This is a genomic window from Nitratireductor sp. OM-1 (assembly GCF_003296175.1).
GTDB classification, from domain to species: Bacteria; Pseudomonadota; Alphaproteobacteria; order Rhizobiales; family Rhizobiaceae; genus Nitratireductor; species Nitratireductor aquimarinus.
Map to the genome: position 1 here is coordinate 716897 of NZ_CP029209.1, position 19139 is coordinate 736035.

At 62.5% G+C, this 19139-nt stretch carries 18 protein-coding genes; 9 read left to right on the forward strand and 9 right to left on the reverse strand.

Going from position 1 to position 19139, the window contains the following annotated elements; translation table 11 throughout:
• Positions 1-114 precede the first annotated feature (114 nt).
• Complete coding sequence (locus tag DEJ54_RS22425) at positions 115-1785, reverse strand: Na/Pi cotransporter family protein (protein WP_113156967.1); 1671 nt, start codon at positions 1783-1785, stop codon at positions 115-117.
• A gap of 309 nt (positions 1786-2094) precedes the next feature.
• On the opposite strand from DEJ54_RS22425, the gene DEJ54_RS22430 reads away from it, so the two are divergent.
• On the forward strand, positions 2095-2442 hold the full coding sequence (locus DEJ54_RS22430) for a hypothetical protein (RefSeq protein WP_245447828.1): 348 nt from the start codon (positions 2095-2097) through the stop codon (positions 2440-2442).
• 58 nt (positions 2443-2500) lie between these two features.
• Here DEJ54_RS22430 and phnE (DEJ54_RS22435) read toward each other — a convergent pair whose 3' ends face one another.
• The 4 genes from phnE (DEJ54_RS22435) to phnD all read right to left on the reverse strand — a co-directional run bounded on the left by phnE (DEJ54_RS22435) (position 2501) and on the right by phnD (position 5972).
• Positions 2501-3304, reverse strand: a complete 804-nt coding sequence (phnE, locus tag DEJ54_RS22435) for a phosphonate ABC transporter, permease protein PhnE (protein WP_113156968.1) — start codon at positions 3302-3304, stop codon at positions 2501-2503.
• Positions 3298-4104 carry a phosphonate ABC transporter, permease protein PhnE gene (gene phnE / locus DEJ54_RS22440; protein WP_113156969.1) on the reverse strand — a complete coding sequence of 269 codons (807 nt, stop codon included), beginning with the start codon at positions 4102-4104 and terminating at the stop codon, positions 3298-3300. Before phnE (DEJ54_RS22440) ends, phnE (DEJ54_RS22435) begins: the two co-directional genes overlap by 7 nt.
• The gene (phnC, locus tag DEJ54_RS22445; protein WP_113156970.1) at positions 4101-4895 is read right to left on the reverse strand and encodes a phosphonate ABC transporter ATP-binding protein; all 795 of its coding nucleotides are present in this window, start codon (positions 4893-4895) and stop codon (positions 4101-4103) included. Before phnC ends, phnE (DEJ54_RS22440) begins: the two co-directional genes overlap by 4 nt.
• Positions 4896-4970: 75 nt before the next feature.
• Positions 4971-5972 (reverse strand): phosphate/phosphite/phosphonate ABC transporter substrate-binding protein, encoded by a 1002-nt coding sequence (phnD, locus tag DEJ54_RS22450; protein ID WP_206544814.1) that lies wholly within the window; start codon positions 5970-5972, stop codon positions 4971-4973.
• Between the two features lie 226 nt (positions 5973-6198).
• Here phnD and DEJ54_RS22455 point away from each other — a divergent pair, with 226 nt between their 5' ends.
• The 3 genes from DEJ54_RS22455 to gndA all read left to right on the forward strand — a co-directional run bounded on the left by DEJ54_RS22455 (position 6199) and on the right by gndA (position 9301).
• Complete coding sequence (locus tag DEJ54_RS22455; RefSeq protein ID WP_371685997.1) at positions 6199-7014, forward strand: HAD-IIB family hydrolase; 816 nt, start codon at positions 6199-6201, stop codon at positions 7012-7014.
• On the forward strand, positions 7014-7784 hold the full coding sequence (locus DEJ54_RS22460) for a DeoR/GlpR family DNA-binding transcription regulator (RefSeq protein ID WP_113156971.1): 771 nt from the start codon (positions 7014-7016) through the stop codon (positions 7782-7784). The genes DEJ54_RS22455 and DEJ54_RS22460 overlap by 1 nt, the downstream gene beginning before the upstream one ends.
• A 104-nt stretch (positions 7785-7888) precedes the next feature.
• Positions 7889-9301, forward strand: a complete 1413-nt coding sequence (gene gndA / locus DEJ54_RS22465; RefSeq protein WP_113156972.1) for an NADP-dependent phosphogluconate dehydrogenase — start codon at positions 7889-7891, stop codon at positions 9299-9301.
• 68 nt (positions 9302-9369) lie between these two features.
• Here the strand turns inward: gndA and DEJ54_RS22470 are convergent, their stop codons facing one another.
• The 4 genes from DEJ54_RS22470 to trpB all read right to left on the reverse strand — a co-directional run bounded on the left by DEJ54_RS22470 (position 9370) and on the right by trpB (position 12887).
• Entirely contained in the window at positions 9370-9912 is a 543-nt protein-coding gene (locus DEJ54_RS22470; RefSeq protein WP_113156973.1) for a peroxiredoxin, read from the reverse strand.
• 184 nt (positions 9913-10096) lie between these two features.
• Positions 10097-10705, reverse strand: coding sequence for a LysE family translocator (locus DEJ54_RS22475; RefSeq protein WP_113156974.1), 609 nt, complete (start codon positions 10703-10705; stop codon positions 10097-10099).
• An 82-nt stretch (positions 10706-10787) separates the two neighbouring features.
• Positions 10788-11618 (reverse strand): tryptophan synthase subunit alpha, encoded by an 831-nt coding sequence (gene trpA, locus DEJ54_RS22480; RefSeq protein WP_113156975.1) that lies wholly within the window; start codon positions 11616-11618, stop codon positions 10788-10790.
• A 48-nt stretch (positions 11619-11666) separates the two neighbouring features.
• Positions 11667-12887 (reverse strand): tryptophan synthase subunit beta, encoded by a 1221-nt coding sequence (gene trpB, locus DEJ54_RS22485; protein ID WP_113156976.1) that lies wholly within the window; start codon positions 12885-12887, stop codon positions 11667-11669.
• A gap of 207 nt (positions 12888-13094) precedes the next feature.
• Here trpB and DEJ54_RS22490 point away from each other — a divergent pair, with 207 nt between their 5' ends.
• From DEJ54_RS22490 to DEJ54_RS22510, 5 genes are all read left to right on the forward strand, one after another.
• Entirely contained in the window at positions 13095-14078 is a 984-nt protein-coding gene (locus DEJ54_RS22490) for an AraC family transcriptional regulator (protein ID WP_210346640.1), read from the forward strand.
• Positions 14079-14272: 194 nt separating this feature from the next.
• On the forward strand, positions 14273-15724 hold the full coding sequence (locus DEJ54_RS22495) for an FGGY family carbohydrate kinase (protein ID WP_245447829.1): 1452 nt from the start codon (positions 14273-14275) through the stop codon (positions 15722-15724).
• A gap of 40 nt (positions 15725-15764) precedes the next feature.
• On the forward strand, positions 15765-16679 hold the full coding sequence (locus DEJ54_RS22500) for a sugar ABC transporter substrate-binding protein (RefSeq protein WP_224873706.1): 915 nt from the start codon (positions 15765-15767) through the stop codon (positions 16677-16679).
• Positions 16680-16690: 11 nt separating this feature from the next.
• The gene (locus DEJ54_RS22505) at positions 16691-18211 is read left to right on the forward strand and encodes a sugar ABC transporter ATP-binding protein (protein WP_113156979.1); all 1521 of its coding nucleotides are present in this window, start codon (positions 16691-16693) and stop codon (positions 18209-18211) included.
• Positions 18208-19137 carry an ABC transporter permease gene (locus tag DEJ54_RS22510; protein ID WP_113156980.1) on the forward strand — a complete coding sequence of 310 codons (930 nt, stop codon included), beginning with the start codon at positions 18208-18210 and terminating at the stop codon, positions 19135-19137. Before DEJ54_RS22505 ends, DEJ54_RS22510 begins: the two co-directional genes overlap by 4 nt.
• Positions 19138-19139 lie beyond the last annotated feature (2 nt).

Below are 19139 nucleotides of genomic sequence, written 5' to 3' on the forward strand. Positions count from 1 at the left end.
TTGAATTTTCGAGACTCTATACTTCGAGATATCCGAACAATCAAGCGAACCTATTCGACCCGATACTTGGGCTGGATCAATATCCATAGAGGCGAGTTGTGGATGGCGCGGAGCTCAGTCCGGTTTGAGCCGCGAGCCACTCAGAAGCCCTCGCTCTTCGAGCACCGGATAGGCGAACGTCGCCAGAAGCGAATTGATCTGCTTGAGATCGCGGATCGTGTCGAGGTGGATCGAACTGGTCTCCACACTCTGCTCCGTTCCCTGGCGCAGACGCTCGAAATGGCGGTGGCTTGTTTCCTTTTCCACGTCGCGAAGCCGGTCCTTCTCCATGACCAGTTCGCGCGCGGTCTCGGTGTCCTGCGTCACGAGCAGATTGAACGCAAGCCGCGCATTGGCCAGAACCGAAGCATGGAAACTGGCAAGCTCGCGCCAGCCTTCCTCGGTGAATTCAACACCACGCTCCATCTTCTTCTCGACATGCGCAAGCATGTTGCGAACGATGATGTCGCCGACCTGTTCCAGCTTCACGCAGACACCGAGCAGTTCCTGACAACGGCGGGAATCCTCCTCCGTCATGTCCTGTCGCGTGATGCGCGCCAGATACAGTTTGATGGCGGCATGACGCCGGTCAACCGTGTCGTCAACGGCGGCAAGCGCATCGATGGATTTGCGATCTGCCTTTTCGTAAAGCTCCAGAATGCGGCACAGCATGAACTCGACGGTCTCGCACATGCGCACCGTTTCGCGTGTCACATTGGCAAGCGCCTGATGCGGGTTGTCGAGCGCGGAGGCGTCCAGCGCGCTGGCTTCCGCCAGAAGAGGTTCCTCTTCCTTGTCCTTCTCCGGTGGAGACTGCAGCGCGACGATCGCCTCGGTCGCCTTCAGGATCAGCCGCGAGAGCGGAATGCCGGCAATCAGGATCAGAACGTTGAAGGCGATATGGGCGTGGATGATGCGATCTGCGGGATCGCTCCCCAGCTGCTCCAGCGTGGGCGCGAAAACGATGAAGGCGACAAGCAGCACCACCGAGCCCAACCCGCGCATCAGAAGGTTGCCAAGAGGCACCACGCGATAGGCCGGCGGCGAACTGCGGGTGAGCATTGGAGCAATGAATGAGCTGCCCAGATTGACGCCCAGAACCATCACGATGCCCAGCTCCGGTGAGACGATGCCACGCGCCGCAAATGTCGTCAGCAGCAGAACAGCCGCGATGCTCGAATGGAAAAGATAGGTCACCACTGCTGCAAGCAGGAAGGCCGTGATCGGATCGCTGGAAAGGTAGCCGACAATGATCGGCACGATGGTGCTCTGCCGCAGGGGTTCGGATGCCTCGCCCATCATTTCAAGCGAAAGAATGAGCAGTCCGACACCAACCAGTATGCGCCCAAACTGCCGCCACTGCCGGCGCTCTGTCGCGAGAAAAATGCTTGTGCCGAACAGAAGGCACAGCGGCACGAGCAGCGTCAGGTCGAAGCTCAGGATCTTGACGACAAGTGCAGACCCCACTTCCGCACCGCGCACGGCAAGAATGCCGGAAAGGCCGGTAACAATGCCGAGCCCGGCAAAGGAGCCGACCAGCAGGGTTACGGCGGTCGAGCTCTGCAGGGCGATGGAAAGCAGAAGGCCGGTCAGCGCCGCCAGAACCGGGTTTCCCAGCGTCTGCCGCAGGCGCTGGCGCAACACATTGCCATAGGCGCGCTCGACGCCCGTGCGCACCATGCGTGTTGCCCACAGGAGCAGGGCCACTGCGCCGGCCATGTGCAGAAAGAAGACGGAACCGCTCATATCACCTCAATTAAGCCCTGCAGAAAGCGGACCTGATCACATTTAAAGCCTGTCTTTGATGCCATCGATGAGGCCATTCCGAGGCGCGTGTTCGATGGATGCGGAGCAGCTTTGACACCCATATGTTACATTTGATCTTTTTAAATAGCAATTGTTCAAAACAACATCAAAACCCCAGGGGCAGGTTTGGATTTTTGAAGTCGCCCAAAAATTCTGGTTGACGACATGCCCATTTAAAAGAAAATAAAAATGCAGATTAAATTTTCTCTCTGCTTTATTGTAAATATTTTTTAAATAAAAGGTTCCGTTATGAATTCCCATAATTTATTATCTACACCGTTACACTCGCCTTTAAGCTTTGGCGGCGGCGGAACGCCGGCACGTGACGTCGCCACGAGCGCCATTACGGCCGGCGGCTTTGGCCTGGCCATTGGAAGCCCCATCGGGGCTGCAGTCGGCACGGCTGGCGGCGCTCTCATCGGCGCTGCGGCAGGCGGCGCCATCGGTTCCATTTTCCCCGTTGTGGGCACCTTCACCGGCGCCATCGCCGGCGGCGGCCTGGGAGCCACGGTTGGCGCTGCGATCGGCACAGCCGCTGGCGCTGCCCTTGGGGCCGCTGCCGGCGGCGCAACTGGAGCCATTATAGCTCAGGTGTAAGCCGACAACATTGTCGCATTGTTGCCGGGTGCCGGCCGTTGGGCCGGCATCTCCCCGTCTACATGATCCGCTTGCGCAGCCAGGCTGAAACAACCTCACCCAGAACCACCAGCGCCAGAATGGCGAGGAGAACGGTGGCCGCTTCCTGCCAGTTGAACGTGTCAATGGCGCTTTGCAGGATGAGACCGATACCGCCCGCGCCAACAAGGCCGAGCACCGTCGATTCCCGCAGATTGATATCCCAGCGCAGGATCGCCACAGCCCAGAAGGTCGGCATGACCTGCGGCACGATTGCGTAGAGAATGACCTTGAGGCGCGATGCGCCGGTCGCTTCCAGCGCTTCCACCGGCCGCCGGTCGATCTCTTCGATGGCTTCGCCAAGAAGCTTGCCGATGAAGCCGATGGAGCGGAACATGATGGCGATGATGCCCGCCACGATGCCGGGACCGAAAATCGCCACGAACAGCAGCGCCCAGATGATCGTATTCACCGAACGACTGGAGACCAGAATGAGACGGCCAAGCCAGAGCGTCGCCGCATTGGGCGTCGTGTTCTGCGCCGAGATGTAGGCGACGGGCAGGGAGACGAACACGGCGATTGCCGTGGCGATGGTGGCGATGTTCACCGTCTCCAGCAGCACCCACAATATGTTCGGCAGGTTCGTCACATCCGGCGGCACCATGCGGCTGAACAGATCGCCCATCTGCTGCGGCGCGTCGAACACCCAGGGCCAGATCACGTCGATGCTGGTCAGGGCCCAGACAATGGTGATCACGGCAAGAAGGAAGATTGCATAGCGCTGCAACCGCTCACGCGGGGTATAGCGCGCCCACTCTTCCGGGGTCGTGTCCATGCTCACCATATCCGTTTCCTGATCTGGCCGCTGATCGCCTCGCTCACCAGAATAACGGCGACGATGACAATGGTGATGGCCAATGCGAAGTCATAATCATAGCGCCCGAAGGCGTTTGCGAGCGTCGAGCCGATGCCACCGGCGCCCACAATGCCAACCACTGCCGAAGCGCGCAGATTGCTGTCGAGCTGATAGATGCTGAGGCCGATCTGACGCGGCATGATCTGCGGAAAAACCGCGTAGATCAGTGTCGGAAAATAGCCCGCACCCACGGCGCGCATGGCTTCCACCTGGCCCCAGTCGATCTCCTCGATGCGCTCGGCCAGCATCTTGGCGACAAAGCCAATGGAATAGACGATCAGCGTCAAGACGCCCGCGAACGGACCAAAGCCGACTGCCTTCACGAAGATGATTGCCACGATGACCGGATGGAAGCTGCGCGCCACGATGATGAGGCCGCGTCCAAGAAGAAAGACCGGGCGCGGCGCGAGGTTCTTGGCGGCCATGAAGGCGATGGGGATGGAGAGCAGAACACCGCCCACCGTCGCCAGAATGGCAATCTTCAGGCTTTCAAGAAAACCGTCGATGAGAAGCCCGCTGCGCTCGAAGCTCGGCGGAAACGCGCCATTGAAGATGCGCGCGGCGCGCGTCATGCCCTGTGCTACGCGGTTCCAGTCTATCGGCAGCATGAACACTGCCCAGCCGATATAGAGCGCCACCGCGATGAGCAGCCCGTAGCGCAGCACGGGATTGGCGATCATCGGCGGTTTGCGCCAGGTGTCCGGCACGGAAGAGGTTGTGGTGCTCATGCCTTCTGAGCCCTCAGCGGCGTGACATTGTCCATCTCGCCGCGCTCTTCAGCCGGCACACCGGCATAAATTTCGTCCATGGCCGCCTTGTCGAGCGCGTCGGGCTCGGCATCGAAAATGATGCGGCCATAACGCATGCCGACGATGCGGTCGGTGTATTGCTTGGCTTCCGCCACATTGTGAATGTTGATCAGAACCGGCAGCGAGAACTCGCGCGAGAGCGCCCGCAGCAATTCCATGATCTGCTCGGACGTTTTGGGGTCGAGCGATGCCGTCGGCTCGTCGGCGAGCAGGATTTCCGGTTCCTGCATCAGCGCCCGCACAACGCCGACGCGCTGGCGTTCACCGCCGGAGAGTTCGTCCGCCCGCTTGTTGGCGTAATGGGCGATGCCCACGCGCTCCATCAGTTCGTAGGCGCGGCGGATATCTTCTTTTGGATACCGCCGGAAGGCTGCACGCCACAGCGGCAGATAGCCGAGCCGGCCCGACTGCACATTCTCCATCACGGTCAGCCGGTCCACCAGATTGAAGCCCTGGAAGATCATGCCGATGCGCCGGCGTGCCGCGCGCAGCTTCGCGCCCTTGAGGTCGGTCAGCATCAGGCCGTTGAGCTCGATCGTGCCCGAGCTCGGTTCCACAAGCCGGTTGATGCAGCGCAGCAGCGTGCTCTTGCCCGCGCCTGAAGCGCCGATGATGGAGACGACGCTTTCGCCCGGCACCTCCAGGTCCAGCCCTTTGAGAACCGGCGCGCCATTGCCATAGCGCTTCACCAGCTGCGAAATTTTCAGCATGCATCAACTCCGAAAACAGATGAGTGAAAAAAGCGGGCGGAGACCAAGCCCCGGTGTCTCACGCCCGCAGTAACGTCACTCTTTTGCGAGGCCCTGCGGCGTATATTCCACGCCATTCGCCTTCTGGATCTCGCGGATCACGGCCCAGTCCTTCTGATAGGTCACGGGCACGAACTTGCTCACGCCCGAGAACTCCTCGCCAAGCGCGGTGCCTGCGAAATCAAAGGAGAAGAAGGCCTCCTTGATCTTTTCCACCAGCGCCGGATCGAGGTCGTGCGCATAGGTGTAGGAAGTGGTCGGGAACGGATCGGACTCCCAGACAATCTTCACCTCTTCCGGATCGTAGAGATCGCGCTCGGCCATGCGGTCCACGACTTCAGAAGCCACCGGTGCGGCGTCATAGTCGCCAGCCACCACGCCCAGCATGGACTGGTCGTGCGAGCCGGAATAGACGACCTCGTAATCCTGCTCCGGCACAACGCCGAGCCCGGGGAACAGCGCGCGCGGTGCGAGATTGCCCGAGTTGGAAGTGGGCGAGGTGTGGGCAATGCGCTTGCCCTTCAGGTCGCCCATCTCGTTGATGCCGGAATCCTTGCGGGTGTAGACCTGCAGCTTGTAGCCGAAGCGGCCATCTTCCGATCCCATGATGGCGAATGGCACAGCGCCGGCGAGATTGACGGCAAACGGCGTCGGACCGGTCGAGAAGCCGGCAATATGCAGGCGGCCGCTGCGCATCGCTTCCACCTCGGCAGAGTTCGACTGCACGGCGAAGAACTGCACGTCCTTGCCGGTCACGTCCTCCAGATGCGCGATGAAGGGCTCCCAAATGTCCTCATAGATCGCGGGGTCTTCCACCGGCGTGTAGGCGAAAACCAGCGTGTCAGGGTTGGAAAGCTTTGATGGGTCGCTCGGCGTGTCCGCCACCAGATCTTCATTGGCGTCGCAATACATCGCGTCCAGCTGGCCGCGATTGGCGCAATCCTGCGCCTGCGCGGCGGTGCCGGCCAGCAGTGCGGACAGGCCAAACAGCGCCGCTGCGGCGCCCCCGGCAAAACGGGTGTCGGTCGTCATGGGCATGTTCGTTTCTCCTCCAATGTGGGCTTTTCGGCCCACCTCTCCCTTTCAGACGCGATGGAATGCATCCGATTGCAAAAATCGTATCGAATTTTTGTGGTAGTTTGCAACATTCAAATATTCAGAATTTGGAAAACCCTCGAAAACGCAGAAAAATCCAGTTACAAGCTTGGCAAAACGCTCAGTTTTGGAGAAGCACGCGGTGGCGGCAGTGACGGCGGAAAACGTGATGACCGGGGTTCCGGCTCCGAAACCCTTTGGTGAAATGTCCGCCAAGCGACTGGCCGGCATTGAATTCGTTCTCACCGATATCGACGATACGCTGACCACCGAAGGCCGTCTTCCGGCCCAAGCCTATCACGCGCTGGAACAGCTCCATGAGGCGGGCATCACGGTTGTGCCGGTCACCGGTCGCCCGGCCGGCTGGTGTGATCTCATTGCCCGGCTCTGGCCTGTCGATGCGGTTGTCGGCGAGAACGGCGCGTTCTATTTTGCCTGCTCGCCACAGGGCGGGATGACCCGCGAATTCGCACAGTCTGCCGAGGAGCGGAGCGAGGGCCGTCGCCGGCTGAATGCGCTCGCCGATGTCATCTTCAGGGCGGTTCCGCGCGCGCGTCTTTCTGCGGACCAGACATTCCGCGAGGCGGATCTCGCCATCGATTTTGCCGAAGACGGCCCGCGCCTCGACGACGCCGAGATTGCCCAGATCGTGACCTCTTTCGAAGAGGCCGGCGCTGTTGCGAAAGTGTCATCCATTCATGTCAATGGATGGTTTGGCCAGTACGACAAACTGGCGATGACCCGTAGCCTGTTTACCCAGCGTTATGGCCTCGATGTCGAAAAGGCGGGTGACAAAGTGATTTTCGTAGGCGATTCCCCGAACGACGCACCGATGTTCGACTTCTTCGAAAACAGCATTGGCGTGGCCAATTTTGCCGACTTTCAGGACGGCACGGTCCCGCCGCCCAAATGGATCACGCAGAATGCCGGCGGCGCAGGGTTTGCCGAAGTGGCCGACGCGATCCTTCAAGCCAGGGAGAGCTGATGGCGCGTCTCAGGAAAACCGCCCGCCGCGAACAGATCCTTCTGGAGTTGCAGCACCATCCACATGTGCGCACTTCAGAGCTTGCCACGCGGTTTGGCGTGTCGACCGAAACAGTACGCCGCGATGTCGAGGCGCTCAGCCAGGAAGGGCTGATCCGCCGGGCCTATGGCGGCGCTTCCATCGCGCCGATGGGCGCACAGCCGCCATTTGGAGAGCGCGACCGGGCGCGTATCGAGGAGCGGGCCATGATCGCGGCCCGCGCCGCCGAACTGGTTCGCCCCGGCGAAGTGCTGATGATCGACGCCGGCTCCACCACGCATCAGTTTGCGCTCAGTCTTGCCTCGGTCGCACGCGACCTAACGGTTCTCACCAACAGCGTCGCCGTCGCTTCCGCCCTGGCGCAGAACGAAACCATTCAGGTGGTCATCTGTCCGGGCGATTTCATGGCCCGCGAGGTGGGCATCTACGGCGCTGAAACCATCGATTTCATCGCCCGCTACAATGCCAACCGCGCCTTCATCGGCGCGAGCGGGCTGACAGCCGGGGGCATCACCGAGGTCAACCGGCTTGCCGTTGGCGTCAAGCGCGCCATGCTGCGCCAGGCGCTGGAGAGCTATCTTCTCGTCGATCACTCCAAGTTCGACGTCAATCTGCTCGCCACGGTCGAGCCGCTTTCGGCGCTCACCGGCCTTGTCACCAACGAGCAGCCAACCGGGCCCCTGGCGAAGGCGCTTTCCGATGCCCGCGTCGAGGTGCATGTCGCCGGTTGATGCACAACACTTTCCACACTGGCGCGGATGCATCGAAACATCGTCTGGTGCATAGTGCCGCCGCAAGGTCAGAATCCACTTCTGACGAACCGGAGAATTGAAGAATGTCGAAAGCGGATATCGGCCTGATCGGCCTCGGAGTCATGGGTGCGAACCTCGCCCTCAACATCGCCGAGAAGGGGCACACGATCGCCGTCAACAACCGCTCCACACCCAAGATCGACGCCTTTGTCGAGCAGGCCCGCACCGAAGGCCTGGCCGAGCGCGTCCTGCCAGAGGCAGACCTCGCTGCCTTCGTGCAGTCGGTAAAGAGACCGCGTTCCATCATCATCATGGTCAAGGCCGGCAAACCGGTCGACGACATGATCGAACAGCTTCTGCCATTGCTTGATGAGGGCGACGCCATTCTGGAATGCGGCAACTCGCTCTTCAGCGACACGCAGCGCCGTTTCGACTATCTGAAGCCCAAAGGCATCGGATATCTCGGCGTCGGCGTTTCCGGTGGCGCCGAAGGCGCGCGCCATGGCCCCTCCATCATGGTCGGCGGTTCCAAGGCGCAATGGCATGACGCGGAAGCCGTGCTCACCTCCATTGCCGCAAAATTCAAGGGCGAGCCCTGCGTTGCCTGGCTTGGAGAGGGCGGGGCCGGCCATTTCGTCAAGACGATCCACAACGGTATCGAATATGGCGACATGCAGATGATCGCCGAGGTCTATGGTGTGATGCGCGACGGGCTCGGCATGGACGCTGCAGCCTGCGCAGAAGTTTTCAAGCGCTGGAATGAAGGCCCGCTCAATTCCTATCTCATCGAGATCACGGGGCATGTGCTCGAAGCCATTGATGGCGAGAGCGACAGGCCGCTCGTGGACGTCATTCTCGACAGGGCAGGGCAGAAGGGCACCGGCGTCTGGTCGGCAATCGCCGCGCAGGAACTTGGCGTGCCGGCAACGGCCATCGAGGGTGCAGTCGCAGCCCGCTCCATCTCGTCGCGCAAGCAGGAGCGCATCGCGGCGGAAGCGCTTTACGGCAAGCGCGAAGGCAAGGTCGACATCTCCATCGACGATCTGGAAAAGGCGCTGCTTGCCGGCAAGATCGTTTCTTACACGCAGGGCTTCTCCGTAATCGCCCGCGCTTCCGAAGAACAGAGCTGGGGGCTCGAACTCGCCACCATCGCCAGGATCTGGCGCGCCGGCTGCATCATCCGCTCCCGCTTCCTCGACCAGATGGCGAGCGCCTTTGCCGACGATGCGGCCACCAATCTCCTGATGGTCCCGGATTTCGCGGAACTGATGAAAGAAGCAAGCCCCGCGCTTCGCCGCGTGGTCGCCACCGGCGCGCTGGGCGAGCTGCCGCTGATCTGCCTTTCTTCGGCGCTTTCCTATTTCGACAGCTACCGGCAGGCGCGCGGCACGGCCAATCTCATTCAGGGCCAGCGCGACTTCTTCGGCTCCCACGGCTTCGAGATCGAAGGGCGCGGAGCGGATCTGCACGGCGACTGGCCGTCTCTGGTCGAATAGGCCGCCATAAAGAAAAAGGCCCGGATGGCGATGCCATCCGGGCCTTTCAATTCGATGCTTCAAAAAGCTTAGGCAGCCTGCGCTTCGCCGGCCTTCAGAGCTTCCAGAACGGTCTGCGGCGAGGAAACGCCATACGGATCGCTCTCGCAGTTGTCGGAGAAGCCTTCTTCCTCGAACCACTTCTCGATCACGCCGTTGTTGACCACGGCGGCGTAACGCCAGGAGCGCATGCCAAAGCCGAGATTGTCCTTGGCAACGAGCATGCCCATCTTGCGGGTGAACTCACCCGAGCCATCCGGAATGAGCTTGACGTTGTTGAGGCCCTGAGCCTTGCCCCAGGCGTTCATCACGAAAGCGTCGTTGACGGAGATGCAGTAGATCTCGTCGATGCCTTCGGCCTGGAATTCCGGGTAGAGCTTCTCGAAATCGGGAAGCTGGTAGGTCGAGCAGGTGGGGGTGAAGGCGCCCGGCAGGGAGAACAGGACAACGCGCTTGCCGCCAAAGAAGTCGGCAGTCGTCTTGTCTTCCCAGCGGAACGGGTTCGGGCCTTCGATCGACTCGTCGCGAACGCGCGTGCGGAACGTGACGTCGGGAACTTTTCTCACGGTCATTGCTAATCCTCTGGCACAAACAAGGCTCATCCCGACCGGAGCCGGGCAGCCTGGATATGGAAATCTTGAACTCCGGCTGCCGGGAGGGTGCGCCGGATGAGACGGCCGGAATAGAGCATTTTGTCGCGGCGAAGTGAAGGCCCGACACTGCGGCAATCCGCAGCATTTTTCCCTTGATTCCGTGCTAATTCCGCGAAACTGCCATGGTTCCGCCAGAAACGATCAGAACCGCCCCCACCAACCGGTTCAGATGGACGAAAACGCGCTCGGATTTCAGCAGTTTGCCAAGCACGACGCCGCTGACCACGTAAAGCGCGACAGCAACCACTTCGAGCGCGAGGAACACCCCGCCCATGGCGGCAAGCTGGCTCCAGGCCGGCTGCGACGCGTCGATGAACTGCGGGAAGAAAGCGGTGAAGACGGCAATCGCCTTCGGGTTGCTGATAGCAATCACGAAATCACGGCGCATCAGTTTGCCGATGGCTGAATCCAGCGAAGTAGCGCTCGCCAGCGCGCGCGCCTTGCGCCAGAACTGGATGCCCACATAAATGAGATAGGCCGCACCCACCAGTTTGATGATGGTGAAGGCCGTGGCAGACGCCGCCAGCACCGCGCCGAGCCCGACAATGGTGACCGCGATCAGGAAAACGAAGGCCGGCATGCGGCCAAGTCCACCCAGAAGCGCCGGCACAAAGCCAAGCCGCGCCGCGTTGGAAAAGGTCAGCATGTTGTTCGGGCCGGGGGCGCAGTTCAACGCAAAACAGGCCGGAATGAAGATCGACCAGGCAATCATCTGGGGTATCCTTGGCGAGAAAGCTGCGGCGATCCTTAAACAGATCGCCGGATTGGGCCAAGAATTCAGATCGGGAAAAGCGTTACGCCATCTGCTTTGAGCGCACGCCGTCCGCAAGCCCTTTGACGAGGGTCGCAACGGCCTCGGCGGGGTCTTCGATCCTGTTGCCATCGGCGTCGTAACACTGTGCGATGGTCGCCACGATGGCGCTGCCGACGACAACACCGTCCGCAGCCTCGCCAATCGCCCGCGCCTGGCGCGCCGTCTTCACCCCGAACCCGACGCAGATCGGCAGGTCCGTGTGTTCCTTGATGCGCGAAACCGCAGCCGAAACATTGTTCGTGTCCGGCAGGGCCGAACCCGTCACACCCGTCATCGACACGTAATAGACGAAGCCCGACGTGTTCTCCAGCACCTTCGGCAGGCGCGCTTCGTCGGTCGTCGGCGTGGCAAGACGAATGAAGTTCAGCCCCGCTTTGATGGCCGGAACGCAAAGCTCCTGATCCATCTCCGGCGGCAGGTCGACGATGATCAGACCGTCAATGCCCGCTTCCTTCGCATCGGAGAGGAAGCGGTCCACACCATAGATGTAGATCGGGTTGTAATAGCCCATCATCACGATGGGCGTGTCGTCGTCGTCTTCCCGGAAATCCCGCGCCATCTGGAGCGTCTTGGAAAGCGTCTGCCCGCCTTTGAGCGCGCGCAGGCCGGCGGCCTGAATGGCCGGGCCATCGGCCATGGGATCAGAGAAGGGCATGCCCAGCTCGATCACGTCGCTGCCCGCCGCAGGCAGCGCCTTCATGATCGACAGCGCGGTCTCATAGTCCGGGTCGCCGCCCATGAAATAGGTCACGAGCGCGGGACGGTTCTCTTCCTTCAGCCGCGCAAAGCGGCGGTCAATGCGGGTGGTCATGGGAGGATGCTTTCTCTTCGGACAGATTGTGGGTTCGGATCCTGCGGCTCAGATCTCCATGCCGAGCATCTTTCCAACGGTATGCACGTCCTTGTCTCCGCGACCGGAGAAATTGACGATCATGATCTGGTCCTTGCCCATGGTCGGCGCAAGCTTGATCGCATGGGCAATCGCATGGGCCGATTCCAGCGCCGGGATGATGCCCTCAAGACGCGTCGTCATCTGGAACGCCTCGATCGCCTCATCGTCCAGAATGGGCGAATAGATCACACGACCGGAATCCTTCAGCCAGCTGTGCTCCGGCCCGACGCCGGGATAGTCCAGCCCCGCAGACACCGAATGCCCGTCGAGGATCTGCCCGTCATCGTTCTGCAACAGATAGGTGCGGTTGCCATGCAGCACGCCCGGACGGCCAGCCGTCATGGAAGCGCAGTGCTCGTCACCCTCCAGCCCGTGTCCGCCGGCCTCGACGCCGTGGATCTCCACCTGGCGGTCATCAAGGAAGGGGTGGAACAGGCCGATGGCGTTCGAGCCGCCGCCCACCGCCGCCACGATGGCGTCGGGCAGCCGGCCCTCCAGCTCCTGGATCTGCTCGCGCGCTTCCGTGCCGATCACCGACTGAAGATCGCGCACCAGCTCGGGATAGGGATGCGGGCCTGCCGCCGTGCCGATCAGGTAATAGGTGTCCTCGACATTGGTCACCCAGTCGCGCAGCGCCTCGTTCATGGCGTCTTTCAGCGTGCCATGCCCTGAAGAGACCGGCTTCACCTCGGCGCCCAGAAGATGCATGCGGAAGACATTCGGCTTCTGCCGCTCCACATCGGTCGCCCCCATATAGACCACGCAGGGCAGGCCGAAGCGGGCCGACACGGTGGCCGAGGCCACGCCATGCTGGCCAGCGCCGGTCTCGGCGATGATGCGGGTCTTGCCCATGCGCTTTGCGAGCAGGATCTGGCCGAGGCAATTGTTGATCTTGTGCGAGCCGGTGTGGTTCAGGTCTTCGCGCTTGAAGTAGATCTTCGCGCCGCCCAGATGCTCGGTCAGGCGTTCTGCGAAATAGAGCGGCGAGGGGCGACCCGTATAGTGACGGCCGAGATATTCGAGCTCGGCCCGAAACGCCGGATCGTCCTTGGCCTCGTTCCAGTGTTTTTCCAGATCGAGGATCAGCGGCATCAGCGTTTCGGCAACGAACCGGCCGCCGAAGATGCCGAACATGCCGTCATCATCCGGGCCAATCCGGAAGGAATTGGGTTCAATGGGTGCAGTCATGCGTGCGCGTCCCCTTGTTGCTTTTCGCCCATTCACACATGGCGGACAGGGACAAGTCAAACACATGTCTCACCGCAAGACTTTCAGCAATTTATTGAAATATCTACCGAAATCACCGTCCGCCGATGTTCGGTTACCCGCGACTTGTCCCTTTCGCGGCTCAGCTTCCAGTGGACAGGATGATCCCGCCTGATATCTTCACGCCCCATGGTGGTGACTGATCTCATCGACGCGTCGCAAAGGCTTGGCCGGGTTCCCGGCCTGCATTCGCTTGACGTTGCGGAGGCCGAGGCCGCTATCGGCGCGCGCTACAGGCCGCATCGCCTTCTGATGCCGTCCGGCGAAGCATCGCTCGACTTCCGGCACCATGCCGTCGCGGGCGAGGGGGCTTCTCTCAATCTCCTGCGCTATGGCCCCGACATCGAGGTGGAAGCCGGCATTTTCGACACGTTCTACATGCTGGAGTTCCCGCTTTCCGGCGGGGTGGACATTCTCTATGGGCGCGACCGTGTCGCGTCGCGTCCGGGTCATGGCCTCATCCTGTCTCCCGGGCCGTTCGTGCGCTCCAACTGGCGTCCGGGCACCACGCAGGTGATGTTGCGGCTGGAGCGCGATTTCGTCGAGCGTTCCTGGCAGCGTTACACGGGCGATCCGGTGCGCCGCACGCCGTTCTTCAAGCCGGAGATCGACCTCGACACGCCGGTCGGGCGGCGGCTGGCGCGTCTCTTCGGGCTCATGGTCGCGGAAGAAATCGAGGCCGCCGACAGCACGGCTCTTTCGCCCATGCCTCTCGTCAATGCGGTTCTGGAAACGCTCTTTGCCCATGTGCCCTGCCGCGAGGCAGAGCCTTCGGCGCTCGCCGCCGCCGGTCCGCTGCCGCACTATGTGCTGAGCTTCAAGGCGCTGCTCGACGATCCGTCAGCGCTTCCGCTCACCGTATCGACGCTGTGCGAGCGACTTGAGGTGTCCCAACGCACGCTGACCACAGGCATGCGACGGTTCACCGGGCTCTCCCCGCATGATTATCTCACCATGCGCCGCATGGAGCATGCCCGGCTTCTGCTCGAGCATGGCGATCTGCCGGTCGCCACAATCGCCGCCCGCGTCGGATACGCCCATGCGGGACGGTTCGCCGCCGCCTTTCGGCGTTACTGCGGGCACAGCCCCGCACGCTCCAGAACCCTTTCCTGACGCATTTTCGGAAGCATCTGTCCCATTCGGGAAGCGAAATGCAGCTGTGCGCCGCCCCGGCGTTGACACGGGACGCGTCCAGACCTGCACTCACGGATCACCGCGCAAGAAAAAACGGGAACTGACCTTGCAAAAAGGCGCGTGCGCGGCGACACGGTGGGCAACATTGTTTTGTCCACTCCGTGAGAGGGAGGGTGGTTTTGAGCCGGGCTGTTCTGGCAATCGATATCGGGTCTTCGGCCCTGAAAGCCGTTCTGTTTTCGCAGGACGGCGCAATGCTTGCCACGCGCTCGGCGGCGATCTCCACCGTCTCCGGTGCAGACCGTTCGCAGACCCAGAACCCGGCAGACTGGTGGGCCGCGCTGGTCAGCGCGCTTGCCGATATGCCATACAGGCCGGATGTCGCGGCGCTGGTTTTCACCGGCTCCATGCAGAACCTGATTGTTCTCTCGCCCGAAGGCGAAGCACTCGCGCCCGCCGCGCTCTATTCCGACCGCCGCCTCGATGAAGACGAGATTGCCGCGCTCGAAGCCCGCCTGCCGGGCGATTATGCAAAGCGCGTCGGCAACCGTCCGGACCCTGCGCACACGATCTTCAAGCTCATGCGGCTTGACCGTTTCGCACCGGATCTTCCGGGCGAACACCGCTTCTTCTTCGGCGCGAAGGATGCCGTCACATTCAGGCTCACGGGCCGCGCCGCAATCGATCCAACCGTTGCCTCCACCACAGGACTGATGAACATCGCAGAGCGGTGCTGGGATGCCGGACTGCTCGCCACTGCCGGTGTCGAGGCGTCGCGCCTGCCCGAAATTCTCCCGGCCGATGCGATCGTCGGTCCACTGCGCGCGGAAGCTGCCGCAGCGCTCGGCCTTGTCGCGGGCATCCCGGTGTTCAATGGCGCGGGCGATGCCGCAGCCGCCACCTGGGGCGCCGCCGCTGACGAGCCGGGCAGGGCCTACGCCTATCTCGGGACCACCGGCTGGGTCGCAGCCACGCTCACCATGCAGGATGCCGCGCCCCCGCGTGACATCTACACGCTTGCCGATCCGGTCCATCCCGACCGCGCAATCATCATTTCGCCATTTCTGACGGCGGGCGCGGCCATGGACTGGCTCGCCGAAATCACGGGCGAGAGTGTCGAAGCCCTGCTGGAAGCGGCTGCGACGGCGGACGATGCGCGCGCCGCGCCGCTCTTCCTGCCCTATCTCTCGGGCGAGCGCGCTCCATTCGAGGATCAGCGCGTGCGCGGCGCATTCCTTGGCCTCGACCGCACCCATGGCAAGGGCGCAATGGCGCGCGCCGTGCTCGAAGGCGTGGCCTTCGCCATCCGCCACAATCTGGAAACCGCCGGCCTGCCGCCGTCGCCGCTCACCGTCATTGGCGGTGCGGCGCGCGATGCGCTCCAACGGCGCACGCTCGCCAATGTTCTGAAGCGCGAGATCGCCTTTCCCGATGCAAGTCAGGAGATGACGGCGCTGGGCGCGCTGCGCATGATCGCCGCAAAGGCCGGTCTCTCGCTTGCCGCCATGGATGCGCCGCCCGTTCTCGCGCCTGATACAACCAATACCGAACGCTGCGACAGCCGCTATGAGGCCTATCTCGCAGCATCCCGTTTCGCGCGGGAACAGGCCCGCCTGCTGACGTAAACGAAAGAAACGAAAACCGTTCAACGGATCGGAGGAAATGATGAAACGCCTGCTTCTCACCACAGCCGCACTGGCCGGTCTCGCTCACGCAACTACGGCCAATGCCGAGGACATCGCGGTGCTGACGCCCTATTTGAGCTCCGTTGCCACCAATGAAATGGTCGAGACCTTCACGAAGGAATCGCAGGCGAAGGGCTGGACGGTCAATGTGGTCGACACGCGCGGCGACTTTCAGCAGCTCGCAAGCCGTGTGGAAGACGTCACCAATGCAGGCGCGGACGCCATCGTGCTGGTCAGCGTCGATCCCAACCAGATCGGCGATCAGGTTGCAGCCGCAGCCGGCAAGAACATTCCCGTTTTCGTGCTGGACGGCGCGCTTGCCGATGGTGTGACCGCCAACATCACGACCGACAATTTCGCGCTTGGCACCATCCTCTCGGACTATCTGTTCGAGGCGCTGGGCGGCGAAGGCAAGATCGTCAAGTTCTTCCACTCGGCGCATCCGGGCGTTCGCCAGCGTGAGCTGGCGCTGGATGAAGCGCTGAAGAAGGATCCGGATTTCGAGGTCATTGCCGAGCATTACGTGCAGGTGCCGGGCCCCATCGACAATGCGCGCCAAGCCATGGAAACCTTCATTCGCCAGTATGGCGAGGAGATCGACGGCGTTTGGGCCGCCTGGGATGAGCCTGCCGTTGGCGCGCTGCTCGCCATCCAGAGCGACATGCCCGATGCGGACATCGTCATCGCCGGCATTGACGGCAACCCGCAGGCGATTGACCTGATCGAACAGTGCACCAATCTCGCTGCCACGGTGCGGCAGGATTTTCCGGGCATTGCGAGCGCCGCAGTCGGTGAGATCGAAACCGTTCTGGGCGGCGGCGAACCTTCCTCCCGCGAGATTTTCGTGGAGGCCAAGGTAATCGACCGCGAAACGCTCGGCTCAAACTGCGAGTAAAACCCGCAAAAATGCTGGAGATCGCAGGGCTCACGAAACGGTTTGGCGGCGTCACGGCGCTCGATGGCGTGCGCCTCGACATCGCCGCCGGCCGTGTGCATGCCCTTCTGGGGGAGAACGGGGCCGGCAAGTCCACCCTGCTCAAATGCCTCTCCGGTGTGCACCGGGCGGATGCCGGCGCAATGCGCCTTTCCGGCAGGGATTTTGAGCCTGCCAGTCCCCGCGCGGCGGAAGCCGCCGGTCTGCGCTCCGTGCATCAGGAACTCAATCTCGTTCCCGGCTTCACGGCCTATGAAAACGCCTATGTGGGCCGGGCCTATCCCCGCCGTTTTGGCCGCGTCGACTGGAAGGCGATGCGCACGCGCTTCGCCGCCCTGCGGGACCGTTACAGTCTCGATCTGGATATCGACGCGCCGGTTGGTCGCCTCTCGGTTGCCAAATGCCAGATCGTCGAGATCCTGCGCGCGCTGACGGACGATGCGCAGGTGCTGATTCTGGACGAACCGACCGCCTCGCTGAGCGAGGATGAGGCGACCGTCCTGCGCCGCATCGTGCGCGATCTGGCCGATCAGGGCTGCGCCATCATCTTCGTGTCGCACCGGCTCGACGAGGTGTTCGCGCTGGCCGATGACTACACGGTGCTGCGCAATGGCCGGTCTGTCGGCAGCGGGCGGATCGCCGACACCTCGCGTGACGGGATCGTCGCGCTCATGGCGGGCGAAGCGTTTCGGCATGAACGCCATGGCGATGCGCGCGCGCCGGGCGAACCCGTTCTGGAGCTCTCGAATTTTCGCGCGGGCTCCGGGCGGTCGCCCATCGATCTGACCGTGCGCGCCGGCGAGATCGTCGGGCTCTACGGCGTGGTCGGCAGCGGGCGCTCAAGCCTGTTGCAGGCGATCTGGGGGGCGACCGGACAGGCGCAGGGCCATATCGCTCTCGAAGGAGCATTGCTCCCACCCTCCGGCATTGAAAGCCGCAAACGCGCCGGCGTCGCCTATGTCTGCGAAGACAGGCGCAACACCGGTCTCGTCATGCACCATTCCATTCTCGACAATGCCGTCCTGCCGCATCTGGAGCAGCATCGCGCGATGGAAGCCCTGCCGGTTGTTTCCTGGCGGCGGGCGCGGGCCGGCGTTCGCTCCGCGCTTGAAGGGCTCAGCGTCAAATATGGCGGCCTCGGCGACCGCATCTCGACCCTGTCGGGCGGCAATCAGCAGAAGATCATGATCGGCCGCTGGTTCGATCCATCGCTGAAACTGTTCCTGCTCGATGAGCCGACGCGCGGCGTGGATGTGCGCTCCAAGGCGGAGATCCATGCACTGTGCAATCGCCTTGCGGGCGAGGGCGCGGCCGTTCTCTTCGCCACCAGCGATCTTGAAGAACTCCTGATGCTCGCAAGCCGCGTCGTGGTCATGGCGCAGGGGGCCGTCACGCTTGATGCGCCCAACAGCGCCGTCACGCGCCAGTCCGTCATCGACGCCACCTTCCATGCCCCGCCGCCTCAGCCTTCCCAGCCGGAGACACGAGTTTGAGCTTTTCCGCCCGCTACGGAACCCTGATCGGCCTTCTGGCCATCGTCGCCCTGTTTGCGGCGCTGTCGCCGGAGGCATTCGCCAAGGGCTCGAACCTCATCAACATCACCCAGCAGATGTCCCTTCTGGCCATCGTTGCGCTGGGGGCCACCTTCGTCATGTCGCTGTCGGAGTTCGATCTTTCGGTCGGCGCGGTGGTTTCCATGGCGGGCATTGTTTCCGTCACGCTGTTCGGGGCGGGGTGGGGCATCGTGCCGGTCATGCTGGTCACGCTCATTGCGGGTTTCGCCGTCGGCGCGGTCAGCGGGCTCGCCATCGCCACCTATCGCATGCCCAGCTTCATCGTCACGCTTGCCATGGGCACCATTGTCGGCGGCATCACCTACTGGATCAGCGATGGCGCAACGCTCTTCGGAAACATTCCGGTGGGCTTCCGCGATCTGGGCCGCGGCTATCTCGCCGGCATTCCCGTTCTGACCCTCTGGGCGCTCGCGGCAACACTGTTTGCGGCCTTCATCCTCGACCACACGGAGCTTGGCCGCCGCATCCTCGCCATTGGCGGCAACCGCGAGGCCGCGAGGCTCACCGGCGTGCGCATCGTGCCCAACAGTGTGTGGGCCTTCGGCCTGTGCACGCTTTTTGCCGCCCTTGCGGGCCTGCTTCTCACCGCGCGCCTTGGCAGCGCCCATCCGACCGGCGGCAACGGTTTCCTGCTTCAGGCCTATGCGGCTGTGTTCCTCGGCATGACCGCCTTCCGCGACGGGCAGGCGAATGCGCTCGGCACGCTTCTGGGCGCGGCGATCATCGCCGTGGTCGCCAATGGCCTCACCATTCTCGGTGTGCCGAACTACCTGCAGGACATCTTCACCGGCTTGATCATCATCGGCGCTGTGCTGGTGCGCAACATCGGCGGCCGGACGGCCTGAGC